Annotated in this window: 27 protein-coding genes; 18 read left to right on the top strand and 9 right to left on the bottom strand. The window is 69.3% G+C overall.

What is annotated here, in order from left to right:
- Positions 1-35: 35 nt before the first annotated feature.
- Positions 36-1,016, bottom strand: coding sequence for a DEDDh family exonuclease (locus ACFYMC_RS04655; RefSeq protein WP_388518765.1), 981 nt, complete (start codon positions 1,014-1,016; stop codon positions 36-38).
- A gap of 94 nt (positions 1,017-1,110) precedes the next feature.
- Positions 1,111-1,734, bottom strand: coding sequence for a TetR/AcrR family transcriptional regulator (locus ACFYMC_RS04650; protein ID WP_388518764.1), 624 nt, complete (start codon positions 1,732-1,734; stop codon positions 1,111-1,113).
- A 120-nt stretch (positions 1,735-1,854) separates the two neighbouring features.
- Here ACFYMC_RS04650 and ACFYMC_RS04645 point away from each other — a divergent pair, with 120 nt between their 5' ends.
- The 7 genes from ACFYMC_RS04645 to ACFYMC_RS04615 all read left to right on the top strand — a co-directional run bounded on the left by ACFYMC_RS04645 (position 1,855) and on the right by ACFYMC_RS04615 (position 8,958).
- Positions 1,855-2,652 carry an acetoacetate decarboxylase family protein gene (locus ACFYMC_RS04645; protein WP_388518762.1) on the top strand — a complete coding sequence of 266 codons (798 nt, stop codon included), beginning with the start codon at positions 1,855-1,857 and terminating at the stop codon, positions 2,650-2,652.
- Positions 2,652-3,536: an SDR family NAD(P)-dependent oxidoreductase gene (locus tag ACFYMC_RS04640; protein WP_388518760.1), complete on the top strand. Its 885-nt coding sequence runs from the start codon at positions 2,652-2,654 to the stop codon at positions 3,534-3,536. The genes ACFYMC_RS04645 and ACFYMC_RS04640 overlap by 1 nt, the downstream gene beginning before the upstream one ends.
- Positions 3,537-3,546: 10 nt before the next feature.
- Positions 3,547-4,839 (top strand): amidohydrolase family protein, encoded by a 1,293-nt coding sequence (locus ACFYMC_RS04635; RefSeq protein ID WP_388518757.1) that lies wholly within the window; start codon positions 3,547-3,549, stop codon positions 4,837-4,839.
- Positions 4,836-6,110 carry an amidohydrolase family protein gene (locus ACFYMC_RS04630; protein ID WP_388518754.1) on the top strand — a complete coding sequence of 425 codons (1,275 nt, stop codon included), beginning with the start codon at positions 4,836-4,838 and terminating at the stop codon, positions 6,108-6,110. The genes ACFYMC_RS04635 and ACFYMC_RS04630 overlap by 4 nt, the downstream gene beginning before the upstream one ends.
- A 131-nt stretch (positions 6,111-6,241) precedes the next feature.
- Positions 6,242-7,225: a sterol desaturase family protein gene (locus ACFYMC_RS04625; RefSeq protein WP_388518752.1), complete on the top strand. Its 984-nt coding sequence runs from the start codon at positions 6,242-6,244 to the stop codon at positions 7,223-7,225.
- The gene (locus ACFYMC_RS04620; RefSeq protein ID WP_388518749.1) at positions 7,215-7,880 is read left to right on the top strand and encodes a lysoplasmalogenase; all 666 of its coding nucleotides are present in this window, start codon (positions 7,215-7,217) and stop codon (positions 7,878-7,880) included. Before ACFYMC_RS04625 ends, ACFYMC_RS04620 begins: the two co-directional genes overlap by 11 nt.
- A 34-nt stretch (positions 7,881-7,914) precedes the next feature.
- Complete coding sequence (locus tag ACFYMC_RS04615; protein ID WP_388518746.1) at positions 7,915-8,958, top strand: zinc-dependent alcohol dehydrogenase family protein; 1,044 nt, start codon at positions 7,915-7,917, stop codon at positions 8,956-8,958.
- 174 nt (positions 8,959-9,132) lie between these two features.
- Here ACFYMC_RS04615 and ACFYMC_RS04610 read toward each other — a convergent pair whose 3' ends face one another.
- Positions 9,133-10,659: a S8 family serine peptidase gene (locus tag ACFYMC_RS04610; protein ID WP_388518743.1), complete on the bottom strand. Its 1,527-nt coding sequence runs from the start codon at positions 10,657-10,659 to the stop codon at positions 9,133-9,135.
- A gap of 249 nt (positions 10,660-10,908) precedes the next feature.
- Here ACFYMC_RS04610 and ACFYMC_RS04605 point away from each other — a divergent pair, with 249 nt between their 5' ends.
- The 3 genes from ACFYMC_RS04605 to moaA all read left to right on the top strand — a co-directional run bounded on the left by ACFYMC_RS04605 (position 10,909) and on the right by moaA (position 14,089).
- Positions 10,909-11,274, top strand: coding sequence for a DUF485 domain-containing protein (locus tag ACFYMC_RS04605; protein WP_388518740.1), 366 nt, complete (start codon positions 10,909-10,911; stop codon positions 11,272-11,274).
- Entirely contained in the window at positions 11,271-12,911 is a 1,641-nt protein-coding gene (locus ACFYMC_RS04600) for a cation acetate symporter (protein WP_388518737.1), read from the top strand. The genes ACFYMC_RS04605 and ACFYMC_RS04600 overlap by 4 nt, the downstream gene beginning before the upstream one ends.
- A gap of 188 nt (positions 12,912-13,099) precedes the next feature.
- Complete coding sequence (moaA, locus tag ACFYMC_RS04595; protein WP_388518735.1) at positions 13,100-14,089, top strand: GTP 3',8-cyclase MoaA; 990 nt, start codon at positions 13,100-13,102, stop codon at positions 14,087-14,089.
- Here the strand turns inward: moaA and ACFYMC_RS04590 are convergent.
- Positions 14,072-14,332 carry a hypothetical protein gene (locus tag ACFYMC_RS04590; RefSeq protein WP_388518732.1) on the bottom strand — a complete coding sequence of 87 codons (261 nt, stop codon included), beginning with the start codon at positions 14,330-14,332 and terminating at the stop codon, positions 14,072-14,074. The two genes, moaA and ACFYMC_RS04590, sit on opposite strands and share 18 nt — an antisense overlap.
- 284 nt (positions 14,333-14,616) lie before the next feature.
- Positions 14,617-14,952, bottom strand: a complete 336-nt coding sequence (locus tag ACFYMC_RS04585; protein WP_388518729.1) for a DUF3099 domain-containing protein — start codon at positions 14,950-14,952, stop codon at positions 14,617-14,619.
- A 205-nt stretch (positions 14,953-15,157) separates the two neighbouring features.
- Here ACFYMC_RS04585 and ACFYMC_RS04580 point away from each other — a divergent pair, with 205 nt between their 5' ends.
- The gene (locus ACFYMC_RS04580) at positions 15,158-15,433 is read left to right on the top strand and encodes a GlsB/YeaQ/YmgE family stress response membrane protein (RefSeq protein ID WP_388518726.1); all 276 of its coding nucleotides are present in this window, start codon (positions 15,158-15,160) and stop codon (positions 15,431-15,433) included.
- A 104-nt stretch (positions 15,434-15,537) separates the two neighbouring features.
- Here ACFYMC_RS04580 and tyrS read toward each other — a convergent pair whose 3' ends face one another.
- The 3 genes from tyrS to ACFYMC_RS04565 all read right to left on the bottom strand — a co-directional run bounded on the left by tyrS (position 15,538) and on the right by ACFYMC_RS04565 (position 19,917).
- Entirely contained in the window at positions 15,538-16,806 is a 1,269-nt protein-coding gene (tyrS, locus tag ACFYMC_RS04575) for a tyrosine--tRNA ligase (protein WP_388518724.1), read from the bottom strand.
- Between the two features lie 196 nt (positions 16,807-17,002).
- A complete protein-coding gene (locus ACFYMC_RS04570; protein ID WP_388518721.1) occupies positions 17,003-18,397 on the bottom strand; it encodes a metallopeptidase TldD-related protein in 1,395 nt (464 codons plus the stop codon).
- Positions 18,394-19,917 carry a TldD/PmbA family protein gene (locus ACFYMC_RS04565; RefSeq protein ID WP_388518718.1) on the bottom strand — a complete coding sequence of 508 codons (1,524 nt, stop codon included), beginning with the start codon at positions 19,915-19,917 and terminating at the stop codon, positions 18,394-18,396. Before ACFYMC_RS04565 ends, ACFYMC_RS04570 begins: the two co-directional genes overlap by 4 nt.
- Positions 19,918-20,436: 519 nt before the next feature.
- Between ACFYMC_RS04565 and fabG the strand changes: the two genes are divergently transcribed.
- The 3 genes from fabG to ACFYMC_RS04550 all read left to right on the top strand — a co-directional run bounded on the left by fabG (position 20,437) and on the right by ACFYMC_RS04550 (position 22,610).
- On the top strand, positions 20,437-21,156 hold the full coding sequence (fabG, locus tag ACFYMC_RS04560; RefSeq protein WP_388518715.1) for a 3-oxoacyl-[acyl-carrier-protein] reductase: 720 nt from the start codon (positions 20,437-20,439) through the stop codon (positions 21,154-21,156).
- A gap of 4 nt (positions 21,157-21,160) precedes the next feature.
- Complete coding sequence (fabI, locus tag ACFYMC_RS04555; RefSeq protein WP_388518712.1) at positions 21,161-21,928, top strand: enoyl-ACP reductase FabI; 768 nt, start codon at positions 21,161-21,163, stop codon at positions 21,926-21,928.
- Between the two features lie 193 nt (positions 21,929-22,121).
- Entirely contained in the window at positions 22,122-22,610 is a 489-nt protein-coding gene (locus ACFYMC_RS04550; protein WP_388518709.1) for a hypothetical protein, read from the top strand.
- A 2-nt stretch (positions 22,611-22,612) separates the two neighbouring features.
- On the opposite strand, the gene ACFYMC_RS04545 is transcribed toward ACFYMC_RS04550, so the two are convergent.
- The gene (locus ACFYMC_RS04545) at positions 22,613-23,323 is read right to left on the bottom strand and encodes a FadR/GntR family transcriptional regulator (protein ID WP_388518706.1); all 711 of its coding nucleotides are present in this window, start codon (positions 23,321-23,323) and stop codon (positions 22,613-22,615) included.
- A gap of 102 nt (positions 23,324-23,425) precedes the next feature.
- On the opposite strand from ACFYMC_RS04545, the gene ACFYMC_RS04540 reads away from it, so the two are divergent.
- The 4 genes from ACFYMC_RS04540 (at position 23,426) to ACFYMC_RS04525 (ending at position 25,886) form a co-directional block, all read left to right on the top strand.
- Positions 23,426-24,715 carry a CynX/NimT family MFS transporter gene (locus ACFYMC_RS04540; RefSeq protein ID WP_388518704.1) on the top strand — a complete coding sequence of 430 codons (1,290 nt, stop codon included), beginning with the start codon at positions 23,426-23,428 and terminating at the stop codon, positions 24,713-24,715.
- A gap of 4 nt (positions 24,716-24,719) precedes the next feature.
- On the top strand, positions 24,720-24,836 hold the full coding sequence (locus ACFYMC_RS04535) for an SGM_5486 family transporter-associated protein (protein ID WP_388518701.1): 117 nt from the start codon (positions 24,720-24,722) through the stop codon (positions 24,834-24,836).
- A gap of 186 nt (positions 24,837-25,022) precedes the next feature.
- Positions 25,023-25,280, top strand: a complete 258-nt coding sequence (locus ACFYMC_RS04530) for a hypothetical protein (protein WP_388518698.1) — start codon at positions 25,023-25,025, stop codon at positions 25,278-25,280.
- Between the two features lie 87 nt (positions 25,281-25,367).
- Entirely contained in the window at positions 25,368-25,886 is a 519-nt protein-coding gene (locus ACFYMC_RS04525) for a SixA phosphatase family protein (protein ID WP_388518695.1), read from the top strand.
- Position 25,887: the final 1 nt, after the last annotated feature.

The raw sequence follows: 25,887 nt of genomic DNA, 5'->3' as shown, positions 1-25,887 counted from the left end.
CGGAGCGAGCGGACGGCGGGCGAGTCGCCCTTCAATCACCCGTCTGCCGGGGCCACGTCCCGGAGCAGCTGGGTGAAGGCGGCCTCGTCGACCACCGGCGTGCCGAAGGTCTTGGCCTTTGCCGTCTTGGAGGTGGCGGATTCCGGGTCGTTGGTCACCAGCAGGCTGGTCAGCCGGGACACGCTGGTGGCGACGTGGAGTCCGGCTTCGACCGCGCGGTCCTCCAGGAGCTCCCGGTCCACCGAGGTGTCACCGGAAAAGGCAACACGCATGCCCTGTTTGAGTGGTTTATCTGTCTCGTAGCGTCCAGGATTGGGGTACGGGCACGGCGGTCGCTTCCTCGAAGGTCGCCAACTCGTCGCCCGATAGGAAGCCTGTCGCCCGATCGTGGGGCGGGCGGGCGAATCCGACCACTCCGTCAGCGGCCGACATTCGAGCAGGGGGAGGCGTACTCCCCCGCGCGCCGCGGCGTGCAGGGAGGGCCGGAATGCCTCGGCGAGGACACGGGCGTCGTCCAGGGCGTGGTGGGCGCGTTGTTGGACGACCCCGAAGTGCGCGGCCAGCGACTCCAGCTTGTGGTTGGGCAGCGGAAGCCCGAGTTCCTTGGACAGCGCGATGGTGCACAGTCGCTGGCGCACCGGCGCGGAAGCCCGCGCCCGGGCGTACTCCCTTGAGATCATCTGCCAGTCGAAGATGGCGTTGTGGGCCACCAGCACCCTGCCCTGCAAGCGGGTGGAGAACTCGTAGGCGATGTCCCCGAAGAGCGGTGCGTTCTCCAGGGCGTCGCTGGTCAGGCCGTGGATCCAGACCGGTCCGGGGTCCCGCTGCGGATTGACCAACGTATACCAGTGGTCCTCTACGTTGCCCTGCGCGTCGAGCCGGTAGACGGCCGCAGACACTATCCGGTCGTCGCGGGCGAGGCCGGTGGTCTCGACGTCGACGACCGCGTACCCCTGCGGGTAGCTGGTCGGCCACGTGGCTGCTGCGGTGGTGCGGTCGTCGTCGAGCATGGTCACAGAGGATACGGGCCGTCGCCGACAGGTACCGCCCCGATGGGGCGATGGCCCTGCGCCGCCGGCCCCTCGCGGGGGACGGCGGCACCCCGCGACATCACGTCGCCAGCAAGGACCGCACCAGTGCCCGTACGGACAGGGTGAACAGTCGTTCCGGATCGGGTGGCCTGGCCAGTGCCCGGACGAGGGCGGGGTCCTCGGCGGGGTCGTGGTCCCCGGTGTCCCACAGTTCGCCTTCGGCCGGTGACTGGATCGGGGCGCGTTCCCGGTTGCGTTCGACCAGGACGAAGCCGACGATCTGGAACTGTACGGCCCGCACCGCCTGTGCGGCGCGGGCGCCGCGCAGGCCCGCGGCGTGCACCTCGCGAACCAGGGCGCGCTGGGCCGGCAGGAACATCTGGTCCGTCAGGCCGCGCTCGTGGACCATGGCGATCAGATGGGGCCGAGCGCGCAGTTCGTGGCGGAGCCCGCGGGCCACCGAGACGATACGGTCGGTGGGGGTGCGGCCACCGGGGCGGATCGCGCCCATCTCCTGTAGGGTCCGCTCGACCAGGGCGTCCAGCAGCGATTCCCGATTGCCGACGTGCCAGTAGATGGAGGTCACGGCGGTGCCGAGTTCGGCGGCGAGCCCCCGCATGGTCAACCCCTGCACACCGTGCTGTTGGACCATTTCGGCAGCCGCGTCGAGGATCGCGGTACGTGTCAGCGGGCTTCTCGCCACTGCCGCAACCCCATATCCAGTGAGCTGTCGAGCCGTCAGTTCGTTCTCTGCAAGCCCCTTTACCCTTCATCGGGCGCGGTGTAACTGTGTTACAGAACCGACCGAAGGGTGGTGCCGGCGATGGCACGCATACGGTACGGAGCGCGCACCGAAGCCGAGATCGCGGCGGCGCGCGAACGAAACGCCAAGCTCCCCGAGATCTGGTCCACCGGCGTGGTCGCGCTGTGGGAGAGCGACGCGGAGGTGGTGGCCGCGGTCCTGCCGCCACCGTTGCAGCCCACCGGGCGGCCCCTGGTGCGGGCCGCCATCAGCACCGTCGAACTACCCGGGTACCCCCTGGGGGCCGGCTCGGTGGCAGTGGCCGCCCGGCATGGCGAGGTGGAGGGCTGGTATCCGCTGGTGATGCCGATGACCCACGAACGGGCCCTGACCGGTGGACGGGAGGTCTTCGGCGAGCCCAAGAAGCTCGGCGAGGTGACGCTGGAGCGGGCGGGACTGGTCGTTCGGGCCGCGCTGGCCCGTCACAAGATCGCCTTCGTGGAGGTGCGCGGAGCCGTCTCGGGTGAGCTGGCGCTGCCCGCACCGGCGCGCAGGACCGACTTCTACTTCAAGTTCCTGCCGGCCGTGGACGGCAACGGACTCGACTCCGAACCGCTGTTGGTGCACTGCACCCGCCGGGAGCGGGTCCGCAAGCTGGAGAGCATCACCGGAGACGTGGTCCTGCGGGAGTCCATGTACGACCCGGTCGCAGACCTTCCGGTCCGTCGGGTCGTGGAGATCACCATCGGTGAGAAGACCACCCAGCAGAGCGGTGAGCCCGTCGAACGGGTCAGTGCCCAGAGCCTCCTGCCGTACCTCCACCAGCGTTACGACGATCCGCAGCAGCTCTTCGACGGCACACCTGAGGGGAGTGCGTGATGCGGCTCGCAAGGGGTCAGACCGCAGTGGTCACCGGCGCCGCCAGCGGGATCGGACGGGCGCTGGCCCACCGGTTCGCCGCTGCCGGACTGCGGGTGGTCCTCGCCGACATCGAGGAAGCCGCACTCGCCGAGACCGCGGCGCAGATGGCGGCGGACGGCGCCGAGGTCCTCGCCCAGGTCACCGACGTCGCCGACGCCGATTCCGTCCTCGCCCTCGCCGACGCCGCCTACGGGGCCTTCGACGCCGTCCACGTCTTGTGCAACAACGCCGGTGTCGGCTCCGGGGCGGAAGGCCGCATCTGGGAGCACGAGGCACGCGACTGGCAGTGGGCCTTCTCCGTCAACGTCTGGGGGGTCTTCCACGGCATCCAGGCCTTCATCCCCCGCATGATCGCCGGGGGTGAGCCGGGCCATGTGGTGAACACCTCCTCCGGGGACGGCGGGATCGCCCCGCTGCCCACGGCGTCCGTCTACGCGGTTACCAAGGCGGCCGTGGTGACCATGACGGAGTCGCTCTACGCGCACCTGCGGGCCGAAACGACCGCCATCGGGGCCTCCGTGCTGTTCCCCGGCCCGCACATGCTGCGCACCGGCCTGTGGGAGTCGCACCGCAACCGCCCCCAGCGGTACGCGAAGCAGCGCCCGCGCCGCAACCCCTACCGCACTCTGACCCAGTGGGAGGCGGCGATGAAGCAGGCCGGCCGTGAGGTCGCCTTCACGCCCGTCGAGCAGGTCGCCGAGCACGTGGTGGAAGGGATCGGCGCCGACCGGTTCTGGATGCTTCCGGCCAGCGAACACAGCGACCGACAGATCAGGGCTCGGGCGCAGTCGATGCTCGACCGCGCCAACCCCGCCTACCTGGAAAGCTTCATCCTCGACTGAGGGGTGCACCGTGTCCGGTGACCTGGCCGAAGACCCGTACCTGATCATTTCCTCCGACTGTCACGCGGGGCTGCCGACCGAGCAGTACCGCCCCTATCTCGAATCCCGGTTCCACGCACGGTTCGACGACTTCCTGGGCCAGCGCGAGGCCCGTCGCGCCGAAGCCACCCGGCTCGGCATCCGCAACGAAGCCTTCGCGGACCAGTGGTTCCGTGACAACGAAGAGGGGCTGCGCGGCGGTTGGGACAGTGCCCAGCGGCTCAAGGAACTCGACGGTGACGGCGTGGCCGCCGAGGTGGTCTTCCCGGACGCCGATGCGGTCGACAGCCGCACCGTCGCCCCCTTCGGTGTCGGTCTCGGGCTCTCCGGCGACCAGGACCCCGAACTCGGCATGGCCGGCGCACGGGCGCACAACCGCTGGCTGGCCGAGTTCGTCGGTCAGCAGCCCGAACGCCACTGCGGAGTGGCGCTGCTGCCCGTCACCGGCGACCCGGACGCCGTGGTCGCCGAGGTCCACCGTGCCAAGGCGTCAGGGCTGGGAGCCTTGATGATCCCCGCGATGTGGGTGGACCGGGCCCCGTACCACGACCGCCGCTACGACCCCGTGTGGGCCGCCGCCGCCGAGACGGCGATGCCGGTGCTCACCCACTCGGGGGCGGCACCCCGCCACGAGTACGGCGACCACCTGGGCATCTACGTCTCGGAGGTCACCTGGTGGCCGGCCCGCCCGCTGTGGTTCCTGCTGTGGTCCGGGGTCTTCGAACGACATCCGGGACTGAAGTTCGGCATCGCCGAGTCCGGCTGCTGGTGGCTGCCGAACCAGCTGTGGTTCATGGACCGGCTCTACCTCGGGGCACACGGAGGCAAGAAGCTCTCCCCGTTCGAGGAGCTCCGACGGCCGCCCAGCGCCTACCTGGACCGACAGGTGTTCATCTGCGCCACCAACACCAAACGCCGGGAGCTCGCCCAGCGCTACGAGATCGGCGTCGACAACATCCTGTGGGGCAGCGACTTCCCCCATCCCGAAGGCACCTGGCCGGCTACCCGCTCCTGGCTGGGCAGGACCTTCCATGACATCCCGGTCTCCGAGACCCGCCGGATGCTGGGCCTGTCCGCCGCCGAGGCGTTCGGCTTCGACACGGCCGCCCTCGCCCCGTTGGCCCGCCGGATCGGCCCGACGCCGGCCGAGCTCGGCCAGGACCCGGACCAGTCCGCGGTCCAAGCGTCCTGGGCGCGTTCGCGACAGGTGGGGCGGCACTGGCTGACCGGCCACGACCTGCCCGTCCTGGGAGCGGACCGGTGAACCGTGCCGCGAGTGGACCGACGGCGGGCGCGCCTGCCGGGGTCGACGGACAGCGCTACACCGTCATCTCCGCGGACTGCCATGCGGGCGCCGACCTCCTCGACTACCGGCCGTACCTGGAGAAGCGGTACCACGAGGACTTCGACGCCTGGGCCGCCGACTATGTCAACCCGCACGAGGACCTCCTCGCCGATACCGCCGACCGCAACTGGAACTCAGCCCTTCGGCTCGCCGAGCTGGAAGCCGACGGCATCGTCGCGGAGGTTGTCTTCCCCAACACCATTCCGCCGTTCTTCCCCAGCGCCTCCCTGATGGCACCACCACCCGGGCGAGCCGAGTACGAGCAGCGCTGGGCCGGGCTGCGCGCCCACAACCGCTGGCTCGCCGACTTCTGCGGGCGGGCCCCCGGCCGCCGGGCGGGTGTCGCCCAGATCCTGCTGAACGACGTGGAGGAGGCGGTACGGGAGATCCGTCGCACTCGTGCGGCAGGGCTGACCGGGGGTGTCCTACTGCCGGGGGTGCCGCCGGGCTCCGGTCTTCCCGAGCTGTACTCGGCCGTCTACGACCCGATTTGGGCAGTCTGTGCGGACCTGGAGGTGCCCGTCAACCACCATGGTGGCTCGGCCTCCCCGCCGCTCGGCGACGAACCCGCCGCACGTGCTGTGTTCATGGTGGAGACCACCTGGTTCTCACACCGAGCCCTGTGGCACCTCATCTTCGGTGGGGCCTTCCGCCGCCATCCGGGGCTGCGTCTGGTTCTGACGGAGCAGGGCTCCGGCTGGATCCCCGGTGTGTTGGAGATGCTGGACTACTACCACGGCAGGCTGGTGGCTCCGGCTGCCAAGGAGGTGACCGCGGAGTCCAGGTTCGGGGCGGGGTTGGCCGAGGCGATGGGCGACGGGCCGAGCGCGGTCTGGCGGGAGCACTGCTTCGTCGGCGCGAGCTTCATGCGTCCGCACGAGGTGCCGCTGCGGGACCGCATCGGCCTCGACAAGATCATGTGGGGGAGTGACTATCCGCATGACGAGGGCACCGCCCCACACTCCCGCGAGGGCCTACGCATCGCCTACGCCGGGTTGCCGCCCGCCGAGGTCGCGCTGATGGTCGGTGGCAACGCGGCCCGCGTGTACGGGTTCGACCTCGCCGCACTGGCGCCGCTGGCGGCCCGGCATGGCCCCACACACGCGGAGGTCTCGGTGCCGCTCGCGGCACCACCACCGGGGGCCACCAGTCCGGCCTTCGCCAGAGGCGGATCGGTCCGCGTCTGGTGACTGTCGCCCGGGTTCGTCTCGGGAGGGCTCTGATGTCGACCGCTCCCCAGGCGAACCCGCGGTAACCCTTATCAATACTGATTGGTAACAACCCCTGGCGGACCCCTGGAACGCGCCTCTATGGTGCGGACATGCCGAACCTGCCCGATGTCGTGCTGTGGTCCATACCCGCCTTCGTGCTGCTCACCGTCGTCGAGGTGGTCAGCTACCGCATCCACCCCGACGAGGACGCCGCCGGGTACGCGGCCAAGGACGCGGTCACCAGCGTCAGCATGGGACTGGGCAGTCTGCTCTTCGATCTCCTGTGGAAGATCCCGATCGTGGCGATCTACACGGCGGTGTACGAACTGACCCCGCTGCGCGTGCCGGTGCTGTGGTGGACGATTCTGTTGATGTTGTTGGCCCAGGACTTCTTCTACTACTGGCAACACCGCGGGCACCACGTCATCCGCATCCTGTGGGCTTGTCACGTGGTGCACCACAGCAGCCGCAAGTTCAACCTCACCACAGCCCTGCGCCAGCCCTGGACCAGCCTGACCTCCTGGCCCTTCTACCTGCCGATGATCGCTTGTGGTGTGCATCCCGCGGCGGTCGCCTTCTGCTACTCGATCAACCTCGTCTACCAGTTCTGGATCCACACCGAGCGCATCGACAAGTTGCCGCGGCCGTTCGAGTTCCTCTTCAACACCCCCTCCCACCACCGGGTTCACCACGCCTCCCAAGGGGGCTATCTGGACCGGAACTTCGGTGGGATCCTGATCGTCTGGGACCGGCTCTTCGGCTCCTTCGTCGCAGAGACCGAGCGCCCGGTCTTCGGACTCACCAAGAACATCGACACCCACAATCCGCTGAAGGTGGCCACCCACGAGTACGTGTTGATCGCCCGGGACGTCCGGGCGGCGCGTAGCTGGCGCGAACGTGTCGGCCGACTCTTGCGTGGTCCCGGGTGGCAGCCAACCCCAGCCGGCGGGCCGGGCTCGGGGACGGTGCCCGGTGCCCGCGAGTCTTTCCCAGACCGATCCACCGGGTCGGCTGGCCGGACCGAAGCCGCCGCTGTGGGCCGCGTGGACGGGGAAGACCGCGTAGAAAACATGGCGGTGCACGGTGACGCGTGACAGGGCAGGCGTACTCCTGCTCGGAGCCTTCGCCCTCGCATCGAGCGCCGATCTCCTTTCCCTCCTCGCCGACTGGGATCCGGGGCACCTGCTGGCCAAACCCCTGCTGATGCCCTTGTTGGCGGGTTACGCAGCCACCCGGCGGGCTCCCCGCCTATTGGTCGCCGCGCTCCTGTTCGGCTGGGGTGGAGACGTCGCCCTTCTCTTCGACGCGGACCCGGCCTTCCTCGTGGGCATGGGCTCCTTCGCCCTCGGGCACGTCTGCTACCTGCTGCTCTTCGGCAAGACAAGGGGTTCCGCCTTCGTTGCCGCGGGCTACCTGGCGGCCTGTGCGGTCATGGTGGCCTCGCTCTGGCCGGACCTCCCCGCCGAACTACGCGTCCCCGTCGCCGGCTACAGCCTGCTGTTGACGGCCATGGCACTGCGTTCGGCCGCCCTCGGCCTTGCCACGGGAGTGGGTGGGGCGCTGTTCCTGCTCTCCGACACCCTGATCGCCACCGGCGTGGCCGAATGGCCCCAGCTGCCGGCTCCCGAGTTCTGGATCATGTTCACCTATCTCGGCGCCCAGTCCCTGCTGACCTGGGGCGTTCTCGAAGGGCCCCGCGGCCGGGTGGACGCGGCGGCGGCGTACCGTGGACAGGCCATAGAAGTCTGACCTACACCCACGCCTACGCCATGAGGACCACACGATGCGCGCCACCGTCATCCACGCACCCCACGACATCCGGGTGGAGGACGTGCCGGACGCCTCCGTCCAGCAGCCCCAGGACGCGGTGGTGAGGGTTCTTCGGGCCTGCATCTGCGGCAGCGACCTGTGGGCCTACCGGGGCGCGGCCAAGCGACTGCCGGGTCAGCGGATCGGACACGAGTTCCTCGGCGTGATCGAGCACATCGGGTCCGACGTGTCCTCGGTGAGGGTGGGCGATCTCGTGGTGGCCCCGTTCACGTGGTCCGACGGCACCTGCGTGTACTGCCTGGAAGGGCTGAACACCTCCTGCGCGCACGGTGGCTTTTGGGGCTCGCCGGGTTCCGACGGCGGCCAGGGGGAGGCGGTTCGGGTCCCGTACGCCGACGGCACGCTCGTCAAGCTACCGGCCGACGCGGCGTCCGACGAGCGACTGCTGACCGCGCTGCTGGCACTGTCCGACGTGATGGGAACGGGTCACCACGCCGCGCTGGGTGCGGGCGTGGCTCCGGGGAGCACGGTCGCGGTGGTCGGTGACGGAGCGGTGGGCCTGTGTGGCGTCCTGGCGGCCAAGCGGCTGGGGGCCGAGCGGATCATCGCGCTGGGGCGCCACTCGGCGCGGACCGACCTCGCCAAGCGCTTTGGTGCCACCGACGTCGTCGCTGAACGGGGCGAAGCCGCCGAGAGCGCCGTGCGGGAGTTGACCGGCGGCGCCGGCGCGCACGCCGTGATCGAGGCGGTGGGAACCGAACAGTCCATGCGGACCGCCGTGAACATCACCCGGGACGGCGGAGCGGTCGGCTATGTGGGAGTCCCGCACGGTAGCGGCACCGGCGTCGACCTTGGTGTCATGTTCAGCCGCAACATCACATTGCGCGGTGGTGTGGCACCGGTACGCGCGTACCTCCCCGAACTGCTCGCCGACGTCCTCGACGGCACCATCGACCCCTCCCCGGTCTTCGACCGTGAGGTAGCCCTTGAGGAGGTGCCCGAGGGCTACCGAGCGATGGACGACCGCAGCGCACTCAAGGTGCTGATCAGCCTCTGACCGCGCCGTCACCTCGCACGAGAGGTGCGAGGCGCTTGCAGGCGACGGCGGAACACGCGTGAGGGGCCGGGCTGGCACGCCCGGCCCCTTCGCCCGTCGTGATCGACGAGGTCTCACCCGTGCTGCGGTGGTCGGCGTCCGCCCCTTGGCGCGAGGCGGACGCCCTCTGCGGAACTAGCGCACCGCGCGCAGCGCGTTGACCACACCGGCACCGTAGTAGCCGGTCAGGCGGCCGTTGCTCTTGCAGGTGGTCGCCTCGATCAGTTCACCGGCCGAGTTGTAGACGTGCGTCGGGCAGGCCGTCTTGCTCGCCTGCGCCTTCAGCATCCACTGGAGCTGGGCCGGAGTGGCCCACGGGTGCTCGCTCTTGAGCAGCGCCGCGACGCCCGCGACCTCCGGTCCGGCCATCGAGGTGCCCTGCTTGTAGCCGTACTCGCCGCCCGGGATGGTCGACAGGATGCGGCCGTTGGCGTCCGGGGTGTCCGGGACCTGCCACTTGTCGCCACCGGGGGCGGACACGTCGATGACACCGAGGCCGTAGTTGGAGTAGTACGACTTCAGGCCCTTGTCACCGGTCGCACCGACGGTGACCACGCCCGGCAGCTGAGTGGGGACGTCCCAGCACTCCTTCGGGTTGATGGTCCGCGAGCCCGGGGTGGTGTCGTTCGGGCTGCTGTCGTCGACGATCGCGTCGGAGTCCAGGTCCCAGTTGGAGTTGCCGGCCGAGGCGACGCTGAGCACGCCCTTCTTCGCCGCGTAGCGGGTGGCGCGGGTCAGCGACTCCACCAGGGCGCCCTGGTCCGGGTCGTCCTTGCAGTTGAAGTACCACGGGTCGACGTAGTAGCTGTTGTTCGTGATCTCGATGCCCTTTTCTGCGGCGAACATGAAGCCGCAGACAACCGCCTCCGTGTAGAAGAGGCTGGTCGCCGGCTCGGAGACCTTGATGCCGGCTACCTTGACGCCCGGCGCGACACCGCTGACGCCGATGCCGTTGCGTGCGGCGGCGATGATGCCCGCCACGTGGGTGCCGTGGTCACTGCCGTCAGCGTAGGGACGCCAGGCGCCCTCAGAGGTGTCCGCCACGCCTCCGACGCAGTTCGCCGACTGGGAGCGGGAGAAGTTCGGCGCCAGGTCCGGGTGGGTGTCGTCAACACCCGTGTCGATCACGCCGACCGTCACCCGGCGGCTGCCCTGGCTGATCTTGTGGGCCTTGTCGGCGCCGATGGCGCGCAGGTCCCACTGGTTCGCCTCCAAGGGCTCCATGCCCGGCTTGGCGGCCTTCTTCGCCTTGGCCGCCGCTTCGGCGCTCAGGACCTGCGTCGATCCCTCGTCCGTGGTCTGCACGGCCTGGAGCGGGGCCGTGCGGGTGGCGCCGGCCGAGGCTACGCCCCAGGCCTTGCGTATCTGCTGTGCGAACTCCGGGTTCGCCGAGTGCACGACGATCACGCCGATCTTGTGATGGGTCGTCACCACGGACCCGCCGGCTCGCTCGATCGCCCGCGTCACGTGCTTCACCGAACCGTAGTGGCTCAGGTTCACCACGTACGAGAGCTCGGGGCCGTTCGTGCTGACGGCTGCCGTGGGCGTCTCGTTGAGCGGTGCGGCGGAGGCCGCACTGGGGAGGAAGCCGAACGAGGCCGTGAGTGCCAGGCCGAGCGGCACCGCGAGAGCAGCCCGACGCCTGGATCCCAGATGAGCCATGGGTTCTCCACATCATCCGTGAAATTGCCGCCCACGCACGGGTCGTGATGGACGGGGACATGACGAGTGAAACTAGCGCTGATCTTCCTGCCGGAGCAATGAATTCCGGAAGAAAAATCGGTTGTTGAACCGAAGAGCGCTCGCAGCCGTGCCGTTGGCAGGGGGGTATGGACCATCACACCCCGCACGGAGGCCGCTTTGTCCGTCCCCATTCCGTCCGCCGCTGCATCCGCCATGCAAGGAGAGTCCGTGACAACCGACGCGCTGCCGCCACGACGCGGCACGGACACCCGTCCGGCCGCACCTCGGGCCGAGCAGTTCACCGAAATGCAGGGAAGCCAGGAATTCGGCGAACTGCGTCGTTCCTACCGGTCCTTCGCCTTTCCCTTTACGGTGGGCTTTATCGCCTGGTACCTGATGTACGTGCTGCTTTCCAACTATGCGGGCGGCCTGATGGGTACACAGCTCTTCGGGAACTTCAACGTGGCGCTGTTCCTGGGGTTGTGTCAGTTCGCCAGCACCTTCCTGATCGCGTGGTGGTACTCCCGGCACGCAAGCAGCAAGCTCGACCCCAGGGCCGAGGCCATCAAGGCCCGTATGGAGGCGGACGCATGAGCTTCCCCCAAGCCCTCGCGGCCGCGCAGCCCCTGGCGTCCGGCGGTGCCGGCGAGCACCGCACTCTCATCATCACCCTGTTCGGGCTCTTCGTCCTCGCGACCTTGGCCATCACCGTCTGGGCCGGTCGTCAGACCAAGGGTGCCGCCGACTTCTACGCCGGTGGTAGGCAGTTCACCGGCTTCCAGAACGGCCTGGCCATCTCCGGCGACTACATGTCCGCCGCCTCCTTCCTCGGCATCGCCGGTGCCATCGCCCTCTTCGGCTACGACGGGTTCCTCTACTCCATCGGGTTCCTGGTCGCCTGGCTCGTCGCGCTCCTGCTGGTCGCCGAGCCGCTGCGTAACTCCGGTCGCTACACCATGGGCGACGTCCTGGCCTACCGGATGCGCCAGCGGCCGGTGCGCACCGCTGCGGGCGCCTCCACCATCGTCGTGTCGATCTTCTACTTGCTGGCCCAGATGGCCGGCGCCGGCGTCCTCGTCTCCCTGCTGCTCGGCATCACCAGCGAGGGCGGACAGGTCGCCATCGTCGCCCTGGTCGGCGTCCTGATGATCGTGTACGTGTCCATCGGCGGCATGAAAGGCACCACCTGGGTCCAGATGGTCAAAGCCGTGTTGCTCATCGCCGGCACCCTGCTCATCACCTTCCTGGTCCTGCTGAAGTTCGGGTTCAACATCTCGGACCTGCTTGGTGCCGCCGCTGAGAACAGCGGACAGGGCTCAGCCTTCCTTGAACCCGGCCTGAAGTACGGCGTCGACGCCACCTCCAAGCTCGACTTCCTCTCCCTCGGGCTCGCACTGGTCCTGGGCACCGCGGGGCTGCCGCACATCCTGATCCGCTTCTACACCGTTCCCACCGCCAAGGCCGCCCGTAAGTCCGTGAACTGGGCGATCGGCATCATCGGGGGCTTCTACCTGATGACCATCGCCCTGGGTTTCGGAGCCGCCGCACTGCTGGACCGCGAAGAGATCACGGCTTCCAACAAGGCCGGCAACACGGCCGCGCCGCTCCTCGCCCAGGCGGTCGGCGGTGGGCCCGACTCCACGGGCGGCGCCATTTTGCTCGCCGTCATCTCCGCGGTGGCCTTCGCCACCATCCTCGCCGTGGTCGCGGGGCTCACCCTGGCTTCTTCCTCGTCCTTCGCGCACGACATCTACGTCAACGTCATCCGCCGCGGTGAGGCGACCGAGAAGGAGGAGGTGCGGGCCGCGCGCTGGGCAACCGTCCTCATCGGTGCCGCGGCCATCGGCCTCGGCGCCCTGGCCCGCGATCTGAACGTCGCCGGCCTGGTGGCGCTAGCCTTCGCCGTCGCTGCCTCGGCGAACCTGCCCACCATCCTCTACAGCCTGTTCTGGAAGCGGTTCACGACCAAGGGCGCGCTCTGGTCGATCTACGGCGGCCTGACCTCGTCGGTAACCCTGGTGCTGTTCTCGCCCGTGGTGTCCGGTAAGCCCACTTCCATGTTCAAGGACGCGGACTTCTACTGGTTCCCGCTGCAGAACCCCGGCCTCATCTCGATTCCGCTGGGCTTCCTGCTCGGCTGGCTGGGCACGGTGTTGTCCACGGAGCCGGCCGACCCGCAGAAGTACGCCGAACTTGAAGTCCGTTCGCTCACCGGTACCGGCGCACACTGATCTGGCGCCCTACGTCCGCCGGGGCCACAGGGCGGTTCCCAGTGGCCGCGTCGTACTTCCCTACGACGCGGCCACCCCCCCTCTCGTTCGATCCGGCACCTCTACCGACCGCGAGCTTCGCGTAGGCTCGGTGGCAACACCCGACCCGAGGGACACCCGAGGGGCACGGACCGGGGAGGAGGCCCTCAGTGCTGATCGACACCTACGGCCGAGTGGCCACTGACCTGCGTGTTTCTTTGACAGACCGCTGCAATCTGCGGTGCACCTACTGCATGCCCGAGGAAGGCTTGCAGTGGCTGGCCAAGCCGGACCTCCTCACCGATGACGAGATCGTCCGACTGATCGGCATCGCCGTGACCGACCTCGGTGTCACCGAGGTGCGCTTCACCGGCGGAGAGCCCCTGCTGCGGCCCGGGCTGGTCGGGATCGTCGAGCGTTGCGCCGCGCTCGACCCCCGTCCCAAGATGTCCCTGACCACCAACGGGATCGGGCTCAAGCGCACCGCGAGTGCGCTCAAGGCTGCTGGGCTCGACCGGGTCAACGTCTCCCTGGACACCCTGAGGCCGGAAGTCTTCAAGACCCTCACTCGCCGGGACCGCCATCGGGACGTCGTCGACGGCATGGCTGCCGCGCGGCAAGCCGGGCTGACTCCGGTCAAGGTAAACGCGGTCCTGATGCCCGGCCTCAACGACGACGAGGCACCCGACCTCCTCGCGTGGGCGATCGCGAACGACTACGAGCTGCGCTTCATCGAGCAGATGCCGCTGGACGCCCAGCACGGGTGGAAGCGCGAGGGCATGATCACCGCCGGCGACATCCTCTCTTCCCTGCGGAGTCGCTTCTCCCTCACCGAGGAAGGCGAGGGCGAGCGGGGCTCGGCGCCGGCGGAGCGTTGGATCGTCGACGGCGGGCCGGCCACCGTCGGCGTCATCGCTTCGGTGACCCGTCCCTTCTGCCGCGCTTGCGACCGTACGAGGCTGACCGCCGACGGACAGGTGCGGACCTGCCTCTTCGCGACAGAGGAGTCGGACCTACGCGCGGCGCTGCGCTCGGGCGCCTCGGACGAGGAGATCGGCCGACTGTGGAAGGTCGCCATGTGGGGCAAGAAGGCGGGCTCGGGGCTGGACGACCCCTCCTTCCTCCAGCCCGAGCGTCCGATGTCAGCGATCGGCGGCTGAACCCCCGGGGGACGACTCCCAGTCGGCCAGGGACACCACGTCCTTCAGGAAGCCGCGTACGTCCAGGAAGCGGGACAGGTGCTCGCGGTGCGCCTCACAGGCCAGCCAGGTCTTGCGCCGCTGCGGTTCGTGCAGTTTCGGATTGTTCCAGGCGAGCACCCAAAGGGCGGTGTCCCGGCAGCCCTTGGCGGAGCACACGGGCGTGTCGTCTGCGGTGGTCGAGGATGAGTGGGGGAAGTTCACGGCCCAACCCTAGAGGCAGATCGGTGATCCGTGGTGAGGGTGCGATGTCAGCCGGTAGATCATGATTCGAGGCTAGATCGCCCGATTCCACCCGCTATTCGAGCGCCGTGCCCCCGCTGCGCGCTGCTCCACCGGGGATTGCGTGACAGCCTGCGGGACAAGCAGAAATGGCGACGCCGGGCAGCCACGGGGGGAGCTGCCCGGCGTCGGTCCATCGCTCCGACGGGGGATGCGGAGCGCGTACGAAGTATGGCATGCAGGGGCCGGTGCGGTGCACCGGAACCTCATGATTGATCTGAGCTTTTATTGAGCTTTCCCGCGTCGAGGGCTGGTCGCACCGGTGCCGGGATGAAGGTGGACGGCAGGCTCGGCGTGTTCTCCCGCCCCGCGTTGGCGATCACCACCGCCACGTACGGCAGGAGGGCCCCCACCACCAGGGTCACGACGGCGACGTGCCGCTCCACGTTCCACAAGACCGCGGTGAGGATGACCGAGAGGGTCCGCACGGACATCGAGATCACGTAGCGCCGTTGCCGGCCACGGACGTCTTCCTCAAGTCCCTGCCGGGCTCCGGTGATCCGGAAGACCTCGGTCTCGTTCCGTTTCCGCCGCACTTCCATCACCCGCTGGTTCCCGCCGGACACCCCTGGCCCGGGTCGTCTCCACGGTACGCCCGGCGTCCTTCGTCGCGGAGACCGGGGTCAGGCCATAAGGGTGTGGGTCGGGAGACGGGTCCCGCAGGTGGATCAATCCGACATGCGGCATTCGGGGTTCGGTATGAGACTAGAGGCCACGCGCGCACCGCGCGCCCGACGAGGAGGCTATATGCACTGGCTGTGGGCGATCATCGTCGGATTCGTCCTGGGGCTCATCGCACGACTGATCCTGCCCGGCAAGCAACACCAACCCCTGTGGATGACCGCCATCTTCGGCATCATCGGCGGTGTGATCGGCAATGCCGTGGCGACGTGGATCGGTGTAGGAGACACCCGGGGCATCGACTGGATCCGGCACCTGCTCCAACTCGCCGGAGCGGTGCTCGTCGTCGGCGTCGGCGACAGTGCGTACATGGCCATGACCGGCAAGCGTCGGACCACATGATCGGTGGCGCTCCCGCCAGCGCCCACGTCGGCCGGCCCAGACCCTCGGGGTCCGGGCCGGCCGACGTCACGTCCGGGCGGTCCGGGAGGCCGCCGCGGTCTCGTTCAGGCGCCCACGAACTCCACGGCTGCCAGGTTCTTCTTGCCGCGGCGCAACACCAGCCAACGCCCGTGCAGCAGGTCCGCCTCGCTGGCCACCGCGTCCTCGGCAGTGACCTTGACGTTGTTCACGTAGGCCCCGCCCTCCTTCACGGTGCGCCGCCCGGCGGACTTGCTGGCCACCAGGGCGGTCTCGGCGAACAGGTCCACCACCGGACCCAACTGGCTCACCTTCGCGCTCGGCAGCTCGGACAGGGCCGCGGCGAGCGTCGCCTCATCCAGTTCGGCCAGGTCGCCCTGGCCGAAAAGGGCCCTTGACGCGGAGATGACGGCGGCGCACTGCTCGGCGCCGTGCACCAAGGTGGTCAGCTCCTGCGCGAGTGCCCGCTGAGCCGCGCGGGCCTGTGGACGCTCGGCGGTCTGCTTCTCCAACTCCTCCAGCTCGGCACGGCTGGAGAAGCTCAGGATCCGCATGTAGGAGGAGATGTCCCGGTCATCCACGTTCAGCCAGAACTGGTAGAACGCGTACGGCGTGGTCATCTCCGGGTCGAGCCATACGGCTCCCCCTTCGGTCTTGCCGAACTTCGTACCGTCCGCCTTCACCATCAACGGAGTCGCCAGCGCGTGCACCACCGCGCCCGGCTCCAGCCGGTGGATCAGGTCCAGGCCGGCCGTGAGATTGCCCCACTGGTCGCTGCCGCCCTGCTGAAGGACACATCCGTGGCGTCGGTACAGTTCCAGGAAGTCCATGCCTTGCAGCAGCTGGTAGCTGAACTCGGTGTAGCTGATGCCCTGGTCCGACTCCAAGCGGCGAGCGACCGAGTCCTTGGTCAGCATCTTGTTGACGCGGAAGTGCTTGCCGATGTCCCGCAGGAACTCGATGGCGGACATGCCCGCCGTCCAGTCCAGGTTGTTCACCAGCTGCGCCGCGTTCTCGCCCTCGAAGGACAGGAAGGGGGCGATCTGCTCCCGCAACCGCTCCACCCAGTTGGCGACGGTCCGCGGATCGTTGAGCGTGCGTTCCGCGGTGGGGCGTGGGTCGCCGATCTGCCCGGTGGCGCCGCCCACCAAGGCCAGCGGCCGGTTCCCGGCCAGCTGGAGCCGGCGCATGGTGAGCACCTGCACCAGGTGCCCGACGTGCAGACTGGCCGCGGTCGGGTCGTAGCCGCAATAGAAGGTGACCGGACCGTCCGCGAACGCCTTGCGCAGCGCTTCTTCGTCGGTGGACTGGGCGAACAGCCCGCGCCACTTCAGTTCGTCGACGATGTCCGTCACGATCTTCTGTCTCCTCGATGCTGATTCAAGTCGAATGGAACACTGCCGGCCAGTCTACGGGCTGCCCCGCCGCTGCCGACGGGCGCTCGGCAGGGGCCGAGCGGCTCACGGCGCGGGCGCGGGGACCTCGCCGAGCCGGGCCGCGGGGTGGTGCTCCGCGGCCCCGCCCTGCGTCACGACTCCTCCTCCAAGTCGCTCAGACGCCCTGACTGACCGAGCTCATGTTGAAGTCGGGGATGCGCAGTGCAGGCATGGCCGCCCGGGTGAACCAGTCGCTCCACTCCCGTGGCAAGGTCTTCTCCGTCCGCCCCGCCTCGCTGGCCCGGGAGAGCAGGTCCACCGGAGACTCGTTGAAGCGGAAGTTGTTGGCCGCACCGACCACCTCGCCGTTCTCGACCAGGTAGACGCCGTCCCGGGTCAGGCCGGTCAGCAGCAGGGTCGCGGGGTCCACCTCGCGGATGTACCACAGACAGGTCAACAGCAGGCCCCGCTCGGTACCGGCGACCATGTCCGTCAGCGACTGTGTGCCCCCGCCGTCCAGGACCAGGTTTCCGATCGCCGGGGTCACCGGCAGGCCGGTCAGCCCGGCGCTGTGCCGGGTGGTCACCAGGTGGGTCAGTTGCCCCTCGCTCATCCATCGGGTGGGCGCGAGCGGCAGGCCGTTGTCGAACACCGAGGCGTCGTCCCCGGAAGTGTGGGCGATGACGAAGGGTGCTGCCTCCAGCCCGGGCTCGTGCGGGTCGCTGCGCAGCGTCAGCGGCAGGTCGCTGAGGCGGTCCCCGACCCGGGTCCCGCCGCCGGGCTTGGAGAACACCGTCCGGCCTTCCGCCGCGTCCCGGGCCGCAGCCGACCACATCTGATAGATGAGCAGGTCGGCCACGGCGGTGGGCGGCAGCAACGTCTCGTAGCGACCTGCCGGTAGGTCGATCCGGCGCTCCGCCCAAGCCAGGCGCTGCGCGAGCTCGCCGTCGAGGGCGGCCGGGTCCACGTCCTGGAAGTCCCGGGTGGAGCGCCCAGCCCAGGCGGAGCGGGAGCCGTCGGGGGACTTGGCGTTGAGCTCCAGCGTTCCGGTGGGTTGGTCGTGTCGTAGCCGCACTCCCGTGGAGGTGCCGATGTAGGTGGACACCAGCTCGTGGTTGGCGAATCCGTAGAGCTCCCGGCCGCCCGCTCTGGCCCGGGCGAAGGACTCGCCGAGGGCCGGGGCGAACGCGGCGAAGACCGTCGAGGAGGTCTCGGCGGGAGCCTCGGTGAAGCCGGGTGACGTGGCGACGCCGTCCACCAGCGGCTGGGCGTCCTCTGCCGGGTCCGCGCCCTGCGCCGCGGCTTCGGCGGCCCGGACCAGGGGCTCCAGTTCCGCCGCCGTCACGGCCGAACGCGAGACCACGCCGGAAGCGGTGCCCTCCTTGCCGTTCACCGTGGCGACGACGGTGAGCGTACGGCCGCGGGTGACACCGTTGGTGGTGAGTGCGTTGCGGGCCCAGCGGAGGTTCGCGGTGGAAGTCTCGTCGGCGATGACGACGCAGCCGTCTGCACGGGAGAGCTCCAGCGCCCGCTCGACGATCTCGTGGGGTTTGGTGGTCCGCGCGGTCATCGACCCGCCTCCTGCGTGGTGTTGAGGATGTTGACGCCACGGAACACCGCGGTCGGGCAGCCGTGGGAGACCGCCGCCACCTGACCCGGTTGGGCCTTGCCGCAGTTGAACGCGCCACCCAGGACGTAGGTCTGCGGCCCGCCGACCGCCTCCATCGAGCCCCAGAAGTCGGTTGTCGTCGCCTGGTAGGCGACGTCGCGCAGCTGTCCGGCCAACCGGCCGTTCTCGATGCGGTAGGCCCGCTGCTGGGTGAACTGGAAGTTGTACCTCTGCATGTCGATGGACCAGGAGCGGTCACCGACCACGTAGATGCCCCGTTCGACCCCGCCGATGAGGTCTTCCGTCGACAGACCGCCCGGGTCGGGTTGGAGCGAGACGTTCGCCATCCGCTGCACCGGCACGTGGCCGGGGGAGTCGGCGTAGGCGCAGCCGTTCGAGCGCCCCTGCCCGGTGAGCTTGGCGATCCGCCGGTCGAGTTGGTACCCGACCAGGGTGCCGTTCTTGACCAGGTCCCAGCTCTGCGCCTCGACGCCCTCGTCGTCGTAGCCGATCGTGGCCAGCCCGTGCGGCGCCGTGCGGTCGCCCGTCACGTTCATGACGGAAGAGCCGTACGCCAGCGTGCCGAGTTTGTCGAAGGTCGCGAACGAGGTTCCGGCGTAGGCCGCCTCGTAGCCCAGGGCCCGGTCCAACTCGGTCGCGTGCCCGATCGACTCGTGGATGGTCAGCCACAGGTTCGACGGGTCGACGACCAGGTCGTAGCGACCGGCCCCGACGCTGGGTGCCCGCATCTTCTCGGCGAGCAACTCCGGGATCTGCTCCAGTTCCGCGTCCCAGTCCCAACCGGTGCCCGTCAGGTACTCCCAGCCCCGCCCGGCCGGAGGCGCCAGCGTGCGCATGGAGTCGAACTCACCGGTCTTCTCGTCCACCGCGACGGCGGTGAGTGCGGGGTGCAGCCGCACGCGCTGCTGGGTGGTCACGGTCCCCGCGGTATCCGCGTAGAACTTGTTCTCGTGCACGGTCATCAAGGACGCGTCCACATGGGCGACGCCCTCGGCGGACAGCAGTCGGCTGCTCCACTCGGCCAGTAGGGCGGCCTTCTCCTCGTCCGGCACCGAGAAGGGGTCCCGCTCGTACTCGGACACCCAGACGCGGTCCTCGTGCACCGGCTCGGAGGCGAGTTCCACCCGCTCGTCCGACCCAGCGGCCTTGATCACCTGGGCCGAGAGCTTCGCCATCGCCACCGCCTGCCCGGCGACCCGGGCGGCGGCGTCCATCGTCAGGTCCACGCCGGAGGCGAACCCCCAACTGCCGCCGTGGACCACCCGCACCGCGTATCCGAGGTCAGTGGTGTCCGAGGAACCCGAAGGTCGTGCGTCGCGAAGACGCCAGGAGGCGCTGCGCACCCTCTCCAGACGGAAGTCGGCATGATCTGCGCCCAACGCGCGGGCCCGCGCCAGCGCCGCGTCAGCGAGCGCCCGCAGGGGCAACGCTGAGAAGGTCGGGTCGATTCCGTGAACCACGGGCGGCCTCGCTCTCGGGAGTCAGGAGGTGTTGACGCGGGTGTCATTCCAGCACCGGGAAGTGAACCACGCGGTGGGTGGCAGAGCCGAACGATTACCCGCCAGTGGGCGCAACTTGGTCCAACTGCGCCAGTCCGAAAGCAGGTTGGGTCATGAGCGAGGACCTTCAGTCATCGAACGGGCATCCGTCGAGCCGGCGGCCGGCGTGGTGGGACACGGCGCTTGGTGGCGTGCCGCTCTTTGGGGCGAACCGCCGAGCGGTCCGACGAGCCCCCCCGGCTGCCTTCGTCCTGCCGGCCGCAGCCGGTACCGGCGGCCCTAGGCCCAGGGCTTCGGCCCGGTCGCAGTGGCCGGATCGCAGCGGTGGGAGTTCCGTGCGCCGGTCATTCCCACCGGTGTGCGCTTCTGTAGGGACTCGACAGTGACCGTCGCAAGGCGCTGTCAGGGCCCGATTGCCCGTATCGCCCACCTGACCGCTAGGTTTTTGGGTAACCAGATCGCTAGGGAAAGGGTGATCCGTTGAGCCGCTCGGTTCTCGTCACCGGAGGAAACCGGGGCATCGGCCTCGCCATCGCCCGCGCCTTCGCCGACGCCGGTGACAAGGTCGCATACACGTACCGCTCAGGTGAGCCTCCTCAGGAGCTCGCCCAGCTCGGTTGTCTCGGCGTCCGCTGCGACATCACCGACCCCGAGCAGGTGGAGCAGGCCTACAAGGAGATCGAAGAAAAGCACGGCGCAGTCGAGGTCCTGGTGGCCAATGCCGGTATCACCAAGGACCAGCTGCTGATGCGCATGTCCGAGGAGGACTTCGCCTCCGTCCTCGACACCAACCTGACCGGCACCTTCCGTGTGGTCAAGCGGGCCAACCGGGGGATGCTACGGGCCAAGAAGGGCAGGGTCGTCCTGATCTCCTCGGTCGTCGGGCTGCTCGGGTCCGCGGGGCAGGCCAACTACGCCGCTTCCAAGGCCGGCCTGGTGGGCTTCGCGCGCTCCCTTGCGCGGGAGCTCGGTTCGCGCAACATCACCTTCAATGTCGTCGCGCCCGGATTCGTGGACACCGACATGACCAAGGTGCTCACCGAGGAGCAGCGGGCGGGCATCGTCGCCCAGGTGCCGCTGGCCCGGTACGCGAAGCCGGAGGAGATCGCGGCGGCCGTCCGCTTCCTCGCCTCCGACGACGCCTCTTACATCACTGGAGCCGTCATTCCCGTTGACGGCGGATTGGGCATGGGTCACTGAAACCATGAGCGGAATTCTCGACGGCAAGCGCATCCTGATCACGGGTGTGCTGATGGAGTCCTCCATCGCCTTCCACACCGCCAAGCTGGCACAGGAGCAGGGCGCCGAGGTCATCCTGACCGCCTTTCCGAGGCCCACCCTGACCGAGCGTATCGCTCGCAAGCTGCCCAAGCCCGCCAAGGTCATCGAGCTCGACGTCACCAACGACGAGCACCTGGGCCGACTGGCCGGTCTCGTCCGGGAGGAGCTGGGTTCCCTCGACGGTGTGGTCCACTCCATCGGCTTCGCACCGCAGGACGCGCTCGGGGGCAACTTCCTCAACACTCCCTTCGAGTCCGTCTCGACTGCCATGCACGTCTCCGCCTTCTCCCTGAAGTCGTTGACGATGGCCTGCCTGCCCCTGATGGAGCAGGGCGGCTCGGTCGTCGGCCTCACCTTCGACGCGCAGTACGCCTGGCCGCAGTACGACTGGATGGGCCCGGCGAAGGCGGCACTGGAGGCGACCAGCCGCTACATGGCCCGTGACCTCGGCAAGCAGAACGTTCGCTGCAACCTGATCTCGGCAGGGCCGATCGGATCGATGGCGGCGAAGTCGATCCCGGGCTTCGGCGAACTGGCGGACGTCTGGAACCACCGCTCCCCGCTCGAATGGGACATGAGCGACCCCGAGCCCACCGGCCGCGGTGTCGTCGCGCTGCTCTCGGACTGGTTCCCCAAGACGACCGGCGAGATCATCCACGTGGACGGCGGCGTGCACGCCATGGGTGCCTGACCTTTCAGGACCCGCGAAACGGATCCAGTGGCCCGACCTTCGGAGAAGGTCGGGCCACTGCGTGTTCCGCCACTCGGCGCAGTTCCTGGCGGGCTTTCGATTCGAGAAGTCGGATCAATGACTGCAAACTGACCTGGCTGGGCTTCTTCCCGGCGTGCTGCGGCCAGCTGAACTGCGGTGAGGAGGTGCGGGAGTGCGTCCGAGGCAGAGCCGAGTGTTGGCCCTGTGGGTCAGTTCCCTGGTGTTGGTCGGCCTGTTGGCGCCGGGCCCCCTCGCGGAGGTGACCAGGGGGATCACCCAGCTGGGTGCCGATATTGAACGCTCCCGCACCGTACGGGCCACCTTGCCGGCCGGACCACCGGTGAGGCCGGCCGTGGGGCTGCTCGCCGCGGTCCCCGCGGATCTGCCGGTCGAACCTCCGCCGCAGCCACCCCGACCGGAGAAGGGCAGTCTCTTCGGTGCAGACTGCCAGGCCACCATTACCGGGTCACACGTCACGGCGTACTGTCACAACCGCTATCCCGCCGTCGATCTCGTTCGGCTGCACATCGAATGCGACCGGTGGTGGGACCTGGACGGAGACAGCGCAGCGGTCCCGGTCGGACCCGCTGCCCACGTACGGCTCGCCGGCCGCTGCTGGAAGGAAGTGCGCAGGGCCTGGCTCACCCATGAGCGGGGCTGACCTCACCCCTTGGCGCTCGTGGCCGGGGCTCCCTCTCCACGGCCCCGGCCGCCCAGGCAGGAGAAGGGGTAGCCGGCCGCCTCCGAGGCCGCCAGATCCGACTCCCCGCGCCGGATGGCCTCGACGAGCCGGCCGTGATCCATGAGGGCCTGCGAGGTCAACTCCGGACCGACGTCCTCGCGCAGCCAGTCCCGCAGCAGGCCGCCGAGGTCGGCGTACAGGGCGGTCATCACCTCGTTGTGGGCGGCGGATACCACCGCCAGGTGGAACGTGGCGTCCGCCGATACGAAGGCTTCCGCTTCACCGCTCGCCCAGGCCTCCTCCCGTCGGACCAGGAGGAGCTCCAGTTGGCGCAGGTCACGATCGGTTCGCCGCTCCGCGGCCAGCCGCGCAGCCGAGGACTCCAGGGCCGCGCGGAGTTCCGCGATGTGCCGGGGGTCCGCCCCGGCGAAGCGCCGGTGCATGACGCCTGACAGCTCGCTGGTCGCCAGTACGTAGGTGCCGGAACCCTGCCGGATGTCGAGCAGGCCGTTGTGGGCCAGTGCCCGCACGGCCTCCCGGACCGTGTTGCGTGCCACTCCGAGCAGCTCGACCAGCTCGGGCTCGGTCGGGATGCGTGATCCGACCGGCCACTCGCCCGAGGTGATCTGGTTGCGCAGCTGGGCGATGACCTGGTCCACCAGGGCCGAGCGCCGCGGCGAGGTCAACGGCATGGTGCAGTCCCCACTTCGTACGGATCGATGCTTGCGCCCAGCGTAGATCGTGTGGACGCCCCCCTTGGAGAGTCAATCATCCCATGATTCTATGATGGTGTGATGCCCGATGATGAGACCCGGATCCTGAGTCGCCCCGCCACACGCCCTACCCGCCTCGGTGTCCAGTCTTCCGGCGGTCACCATCCGCCGACCTGGTTCCTCCCCCTGCTCACCCTCGGCATCGTGCTGGCCGCCCTCAACCTCCGTCCTGCCATCACCAGCCTCGGAGCCCTCCTGGAGGAGGCGCGCACCGGCCTCGGCATGAGCGGGACCGTCGCCGGCCTCCTCACCTCCGTACCACCCCTGTGCTTCGCGCTCTTCGGCATCGCCGCACCGAGGCTCTCCCGGCGCCTGGGTCCCACGGTGGTCGTCTGCGCCGCCATGGGTGCCATCGCCGCGGGGCTGCTGATCCGCCCGTTCGCCCGGGGCACCGCGGGATTCCTCGCCGCCAGCGCACTCTCCCTCGCGGGCATCGCACTGACCAACGTGCTGCTGCCGGTGATCGTCAGGCGCTGGTTCCCCGGTCGGGTCGGGAGCATGACCGGCCTGTACTCCATGGCCATGGCCGTCGGCACCTCCGTCGCCGCCGCCGTGACCGTTCCCATGACACATGCCCTGGGCGGCGGTTGGCGCGCGGGGCTGGGCCTGTGGGCGGTCCTCGCCGCTATCGCGGTCCTGCCCTGGCTGCCGGTGGCGAGGGAGGGACGCCGAAGTCGCGCCGTCACCCCCGAGGCGATCGCCGCGACATCCACGGGCGGCCTGCGGATCACCCGTAGCCGCACGGCCTGGTCACTCGCCTGCTACTTCGGCCTCCAGGCCACCGGTGCCTACATCACCATGGGCTGGATGCCGCAGATCTTCCGTGACGCGGGGGTTCCGGCCGGGACCGCCGGGGTCCTCCTCGCCCTCACCATGGTCATGGGCGTCCCCCTTGCCTTCGTCATCCCCAAGCTGGCCGGCCGGGTCAGGAACCAGGGCGTGATCGCCTTCGTGCTGGGACTCTTCGGCCTCGCCGGGTACGCGGGCCTCTCCTTCGCCCCCGCCGGCGGTTCCTGGCTCTGGGCCCTGCTGCTGGGCGTCTCCAACTGTGCGTTCCCCCTCGCCATCACCATGATCGGGCTCCGCGCCAAGTCCGCGATAGGCGTGGTCAAGCTCTCGGCTTTCGCGCAGAGCACCGGCTATCTGATCTCCATCCCCGGGCCGCTGCTGATCGGAGTCCTCTACCAGCACAGCGGCGGCTGGGACCTGCCGCTGGCGCTGATGGCGGCACTGATGGTTCCGCAGATCGTCGTCGGCTGGCTGGCCGGTGGGGACCGCACGATCGAGGGTGAATGCGGCGTGCGAGACTGAGCGCATGTCCGTGCTTGACCCGAACCCCCGAAACGGCCGCAAGAAGCTGGGCCTCGTCCTTGGATCGATGCTGCTCGTCACCGTGATCATCGCGATCGTGGCGACCCTAGCCTCCCCCTGAATCCAGACGCTCCCGCGGGAGCGAGCCCGCTGGTGGGGTTAACCCCACCAGCCCCTAGGGGGCGGGGCTCAGGGGGAAGTGGGTGGATCACCGGATGGGGCCGAACCGCAACTGCGCCTAGATTCCAAAGGGTCCGGGCGGCGCCGTTGCCGCCGGGAAGTCGGGCACTCATCCACGGAGGCGGTCATGCCGGCCCGTTCGTTCGCCGCGTCCCCCCGCACACGTCCCCACTCCCTCGGCCAGGGCCCCCGCACGGCGTGGGCAGGGCCGCGGGGGGCCACCGTCCGGCTGCCCTGGTGGGCTCTCACCTTGCCGACGCTCAGCTTCCTGGCGCTGCTCTGCCTGCTCGCCGGATCGGGCCCCGCCAGCGCGGCGGGGGAGATTGGGGGCGCCCGGGAGCTCACGGAGTTCCTCGCACGTATGTGGCGGGTACTGTCCGCATGACCGCGCGCCGGGTGCGTGCCGGACGGGCTCGACCGGGCCCCCCAACCCCCTGCGCCCGGTGGCCGATTTCGTGCGAAGCTGGGAGCCATGACCGCCGATACACCTCGCCGGATCGTCCTTGTCCGGCACGCGAAGGCCGACTGGCCTCAGGTATCCGACCACGAGAGGCCGCTGGCCGAACGAGGGCGGACGGAAGCCCCCGCCCTGGGCCTGAAACTGGCCGGCACGGGAATCGCCTTCGACCTCGCCCTGTGTTCCACCGCGGCCCGTACCCGGGAGACCTGGAAGCTCGCCGTCCAGGAACTGCCCCACCGGCCCCGGACCGTCTACGAAGAGCGGCTGTACGAGGCCTCCGTCGGTGAGTTGATCGCTCTGCTCAACGAGACCTCCGAGGAGGTCCGCGACCTGCTCGTCATCGGACACAACCCGGCGATGCACGGGCTCGCCGACGCCCTGACCGGGCGCGCGGAGGGCGATGCGCTGGTCCGGATGAACCGCTACGGCTTCCCCACGGCGGCGCTGGCGGTCCTCGGCTTCAGCGGTTCGTGGAAGTCCGTCGAGCACGGCGTCGCCACGCTGCTGGACTACTGGACCCCCAAGCACTGAC

It is taken from the genome of Streptomyces sp. NPDC006879, assembly GCF_042869595.1.
Classification (GTDB): domain Bacteria; phylum Actinomycetota; class Actinomycetes; order Streptomycetales; family Streptomycetaceae; genus Streptomyces.
This window is presented reverse-complemented; position numbering and strand designations above follow the sequence as displayed.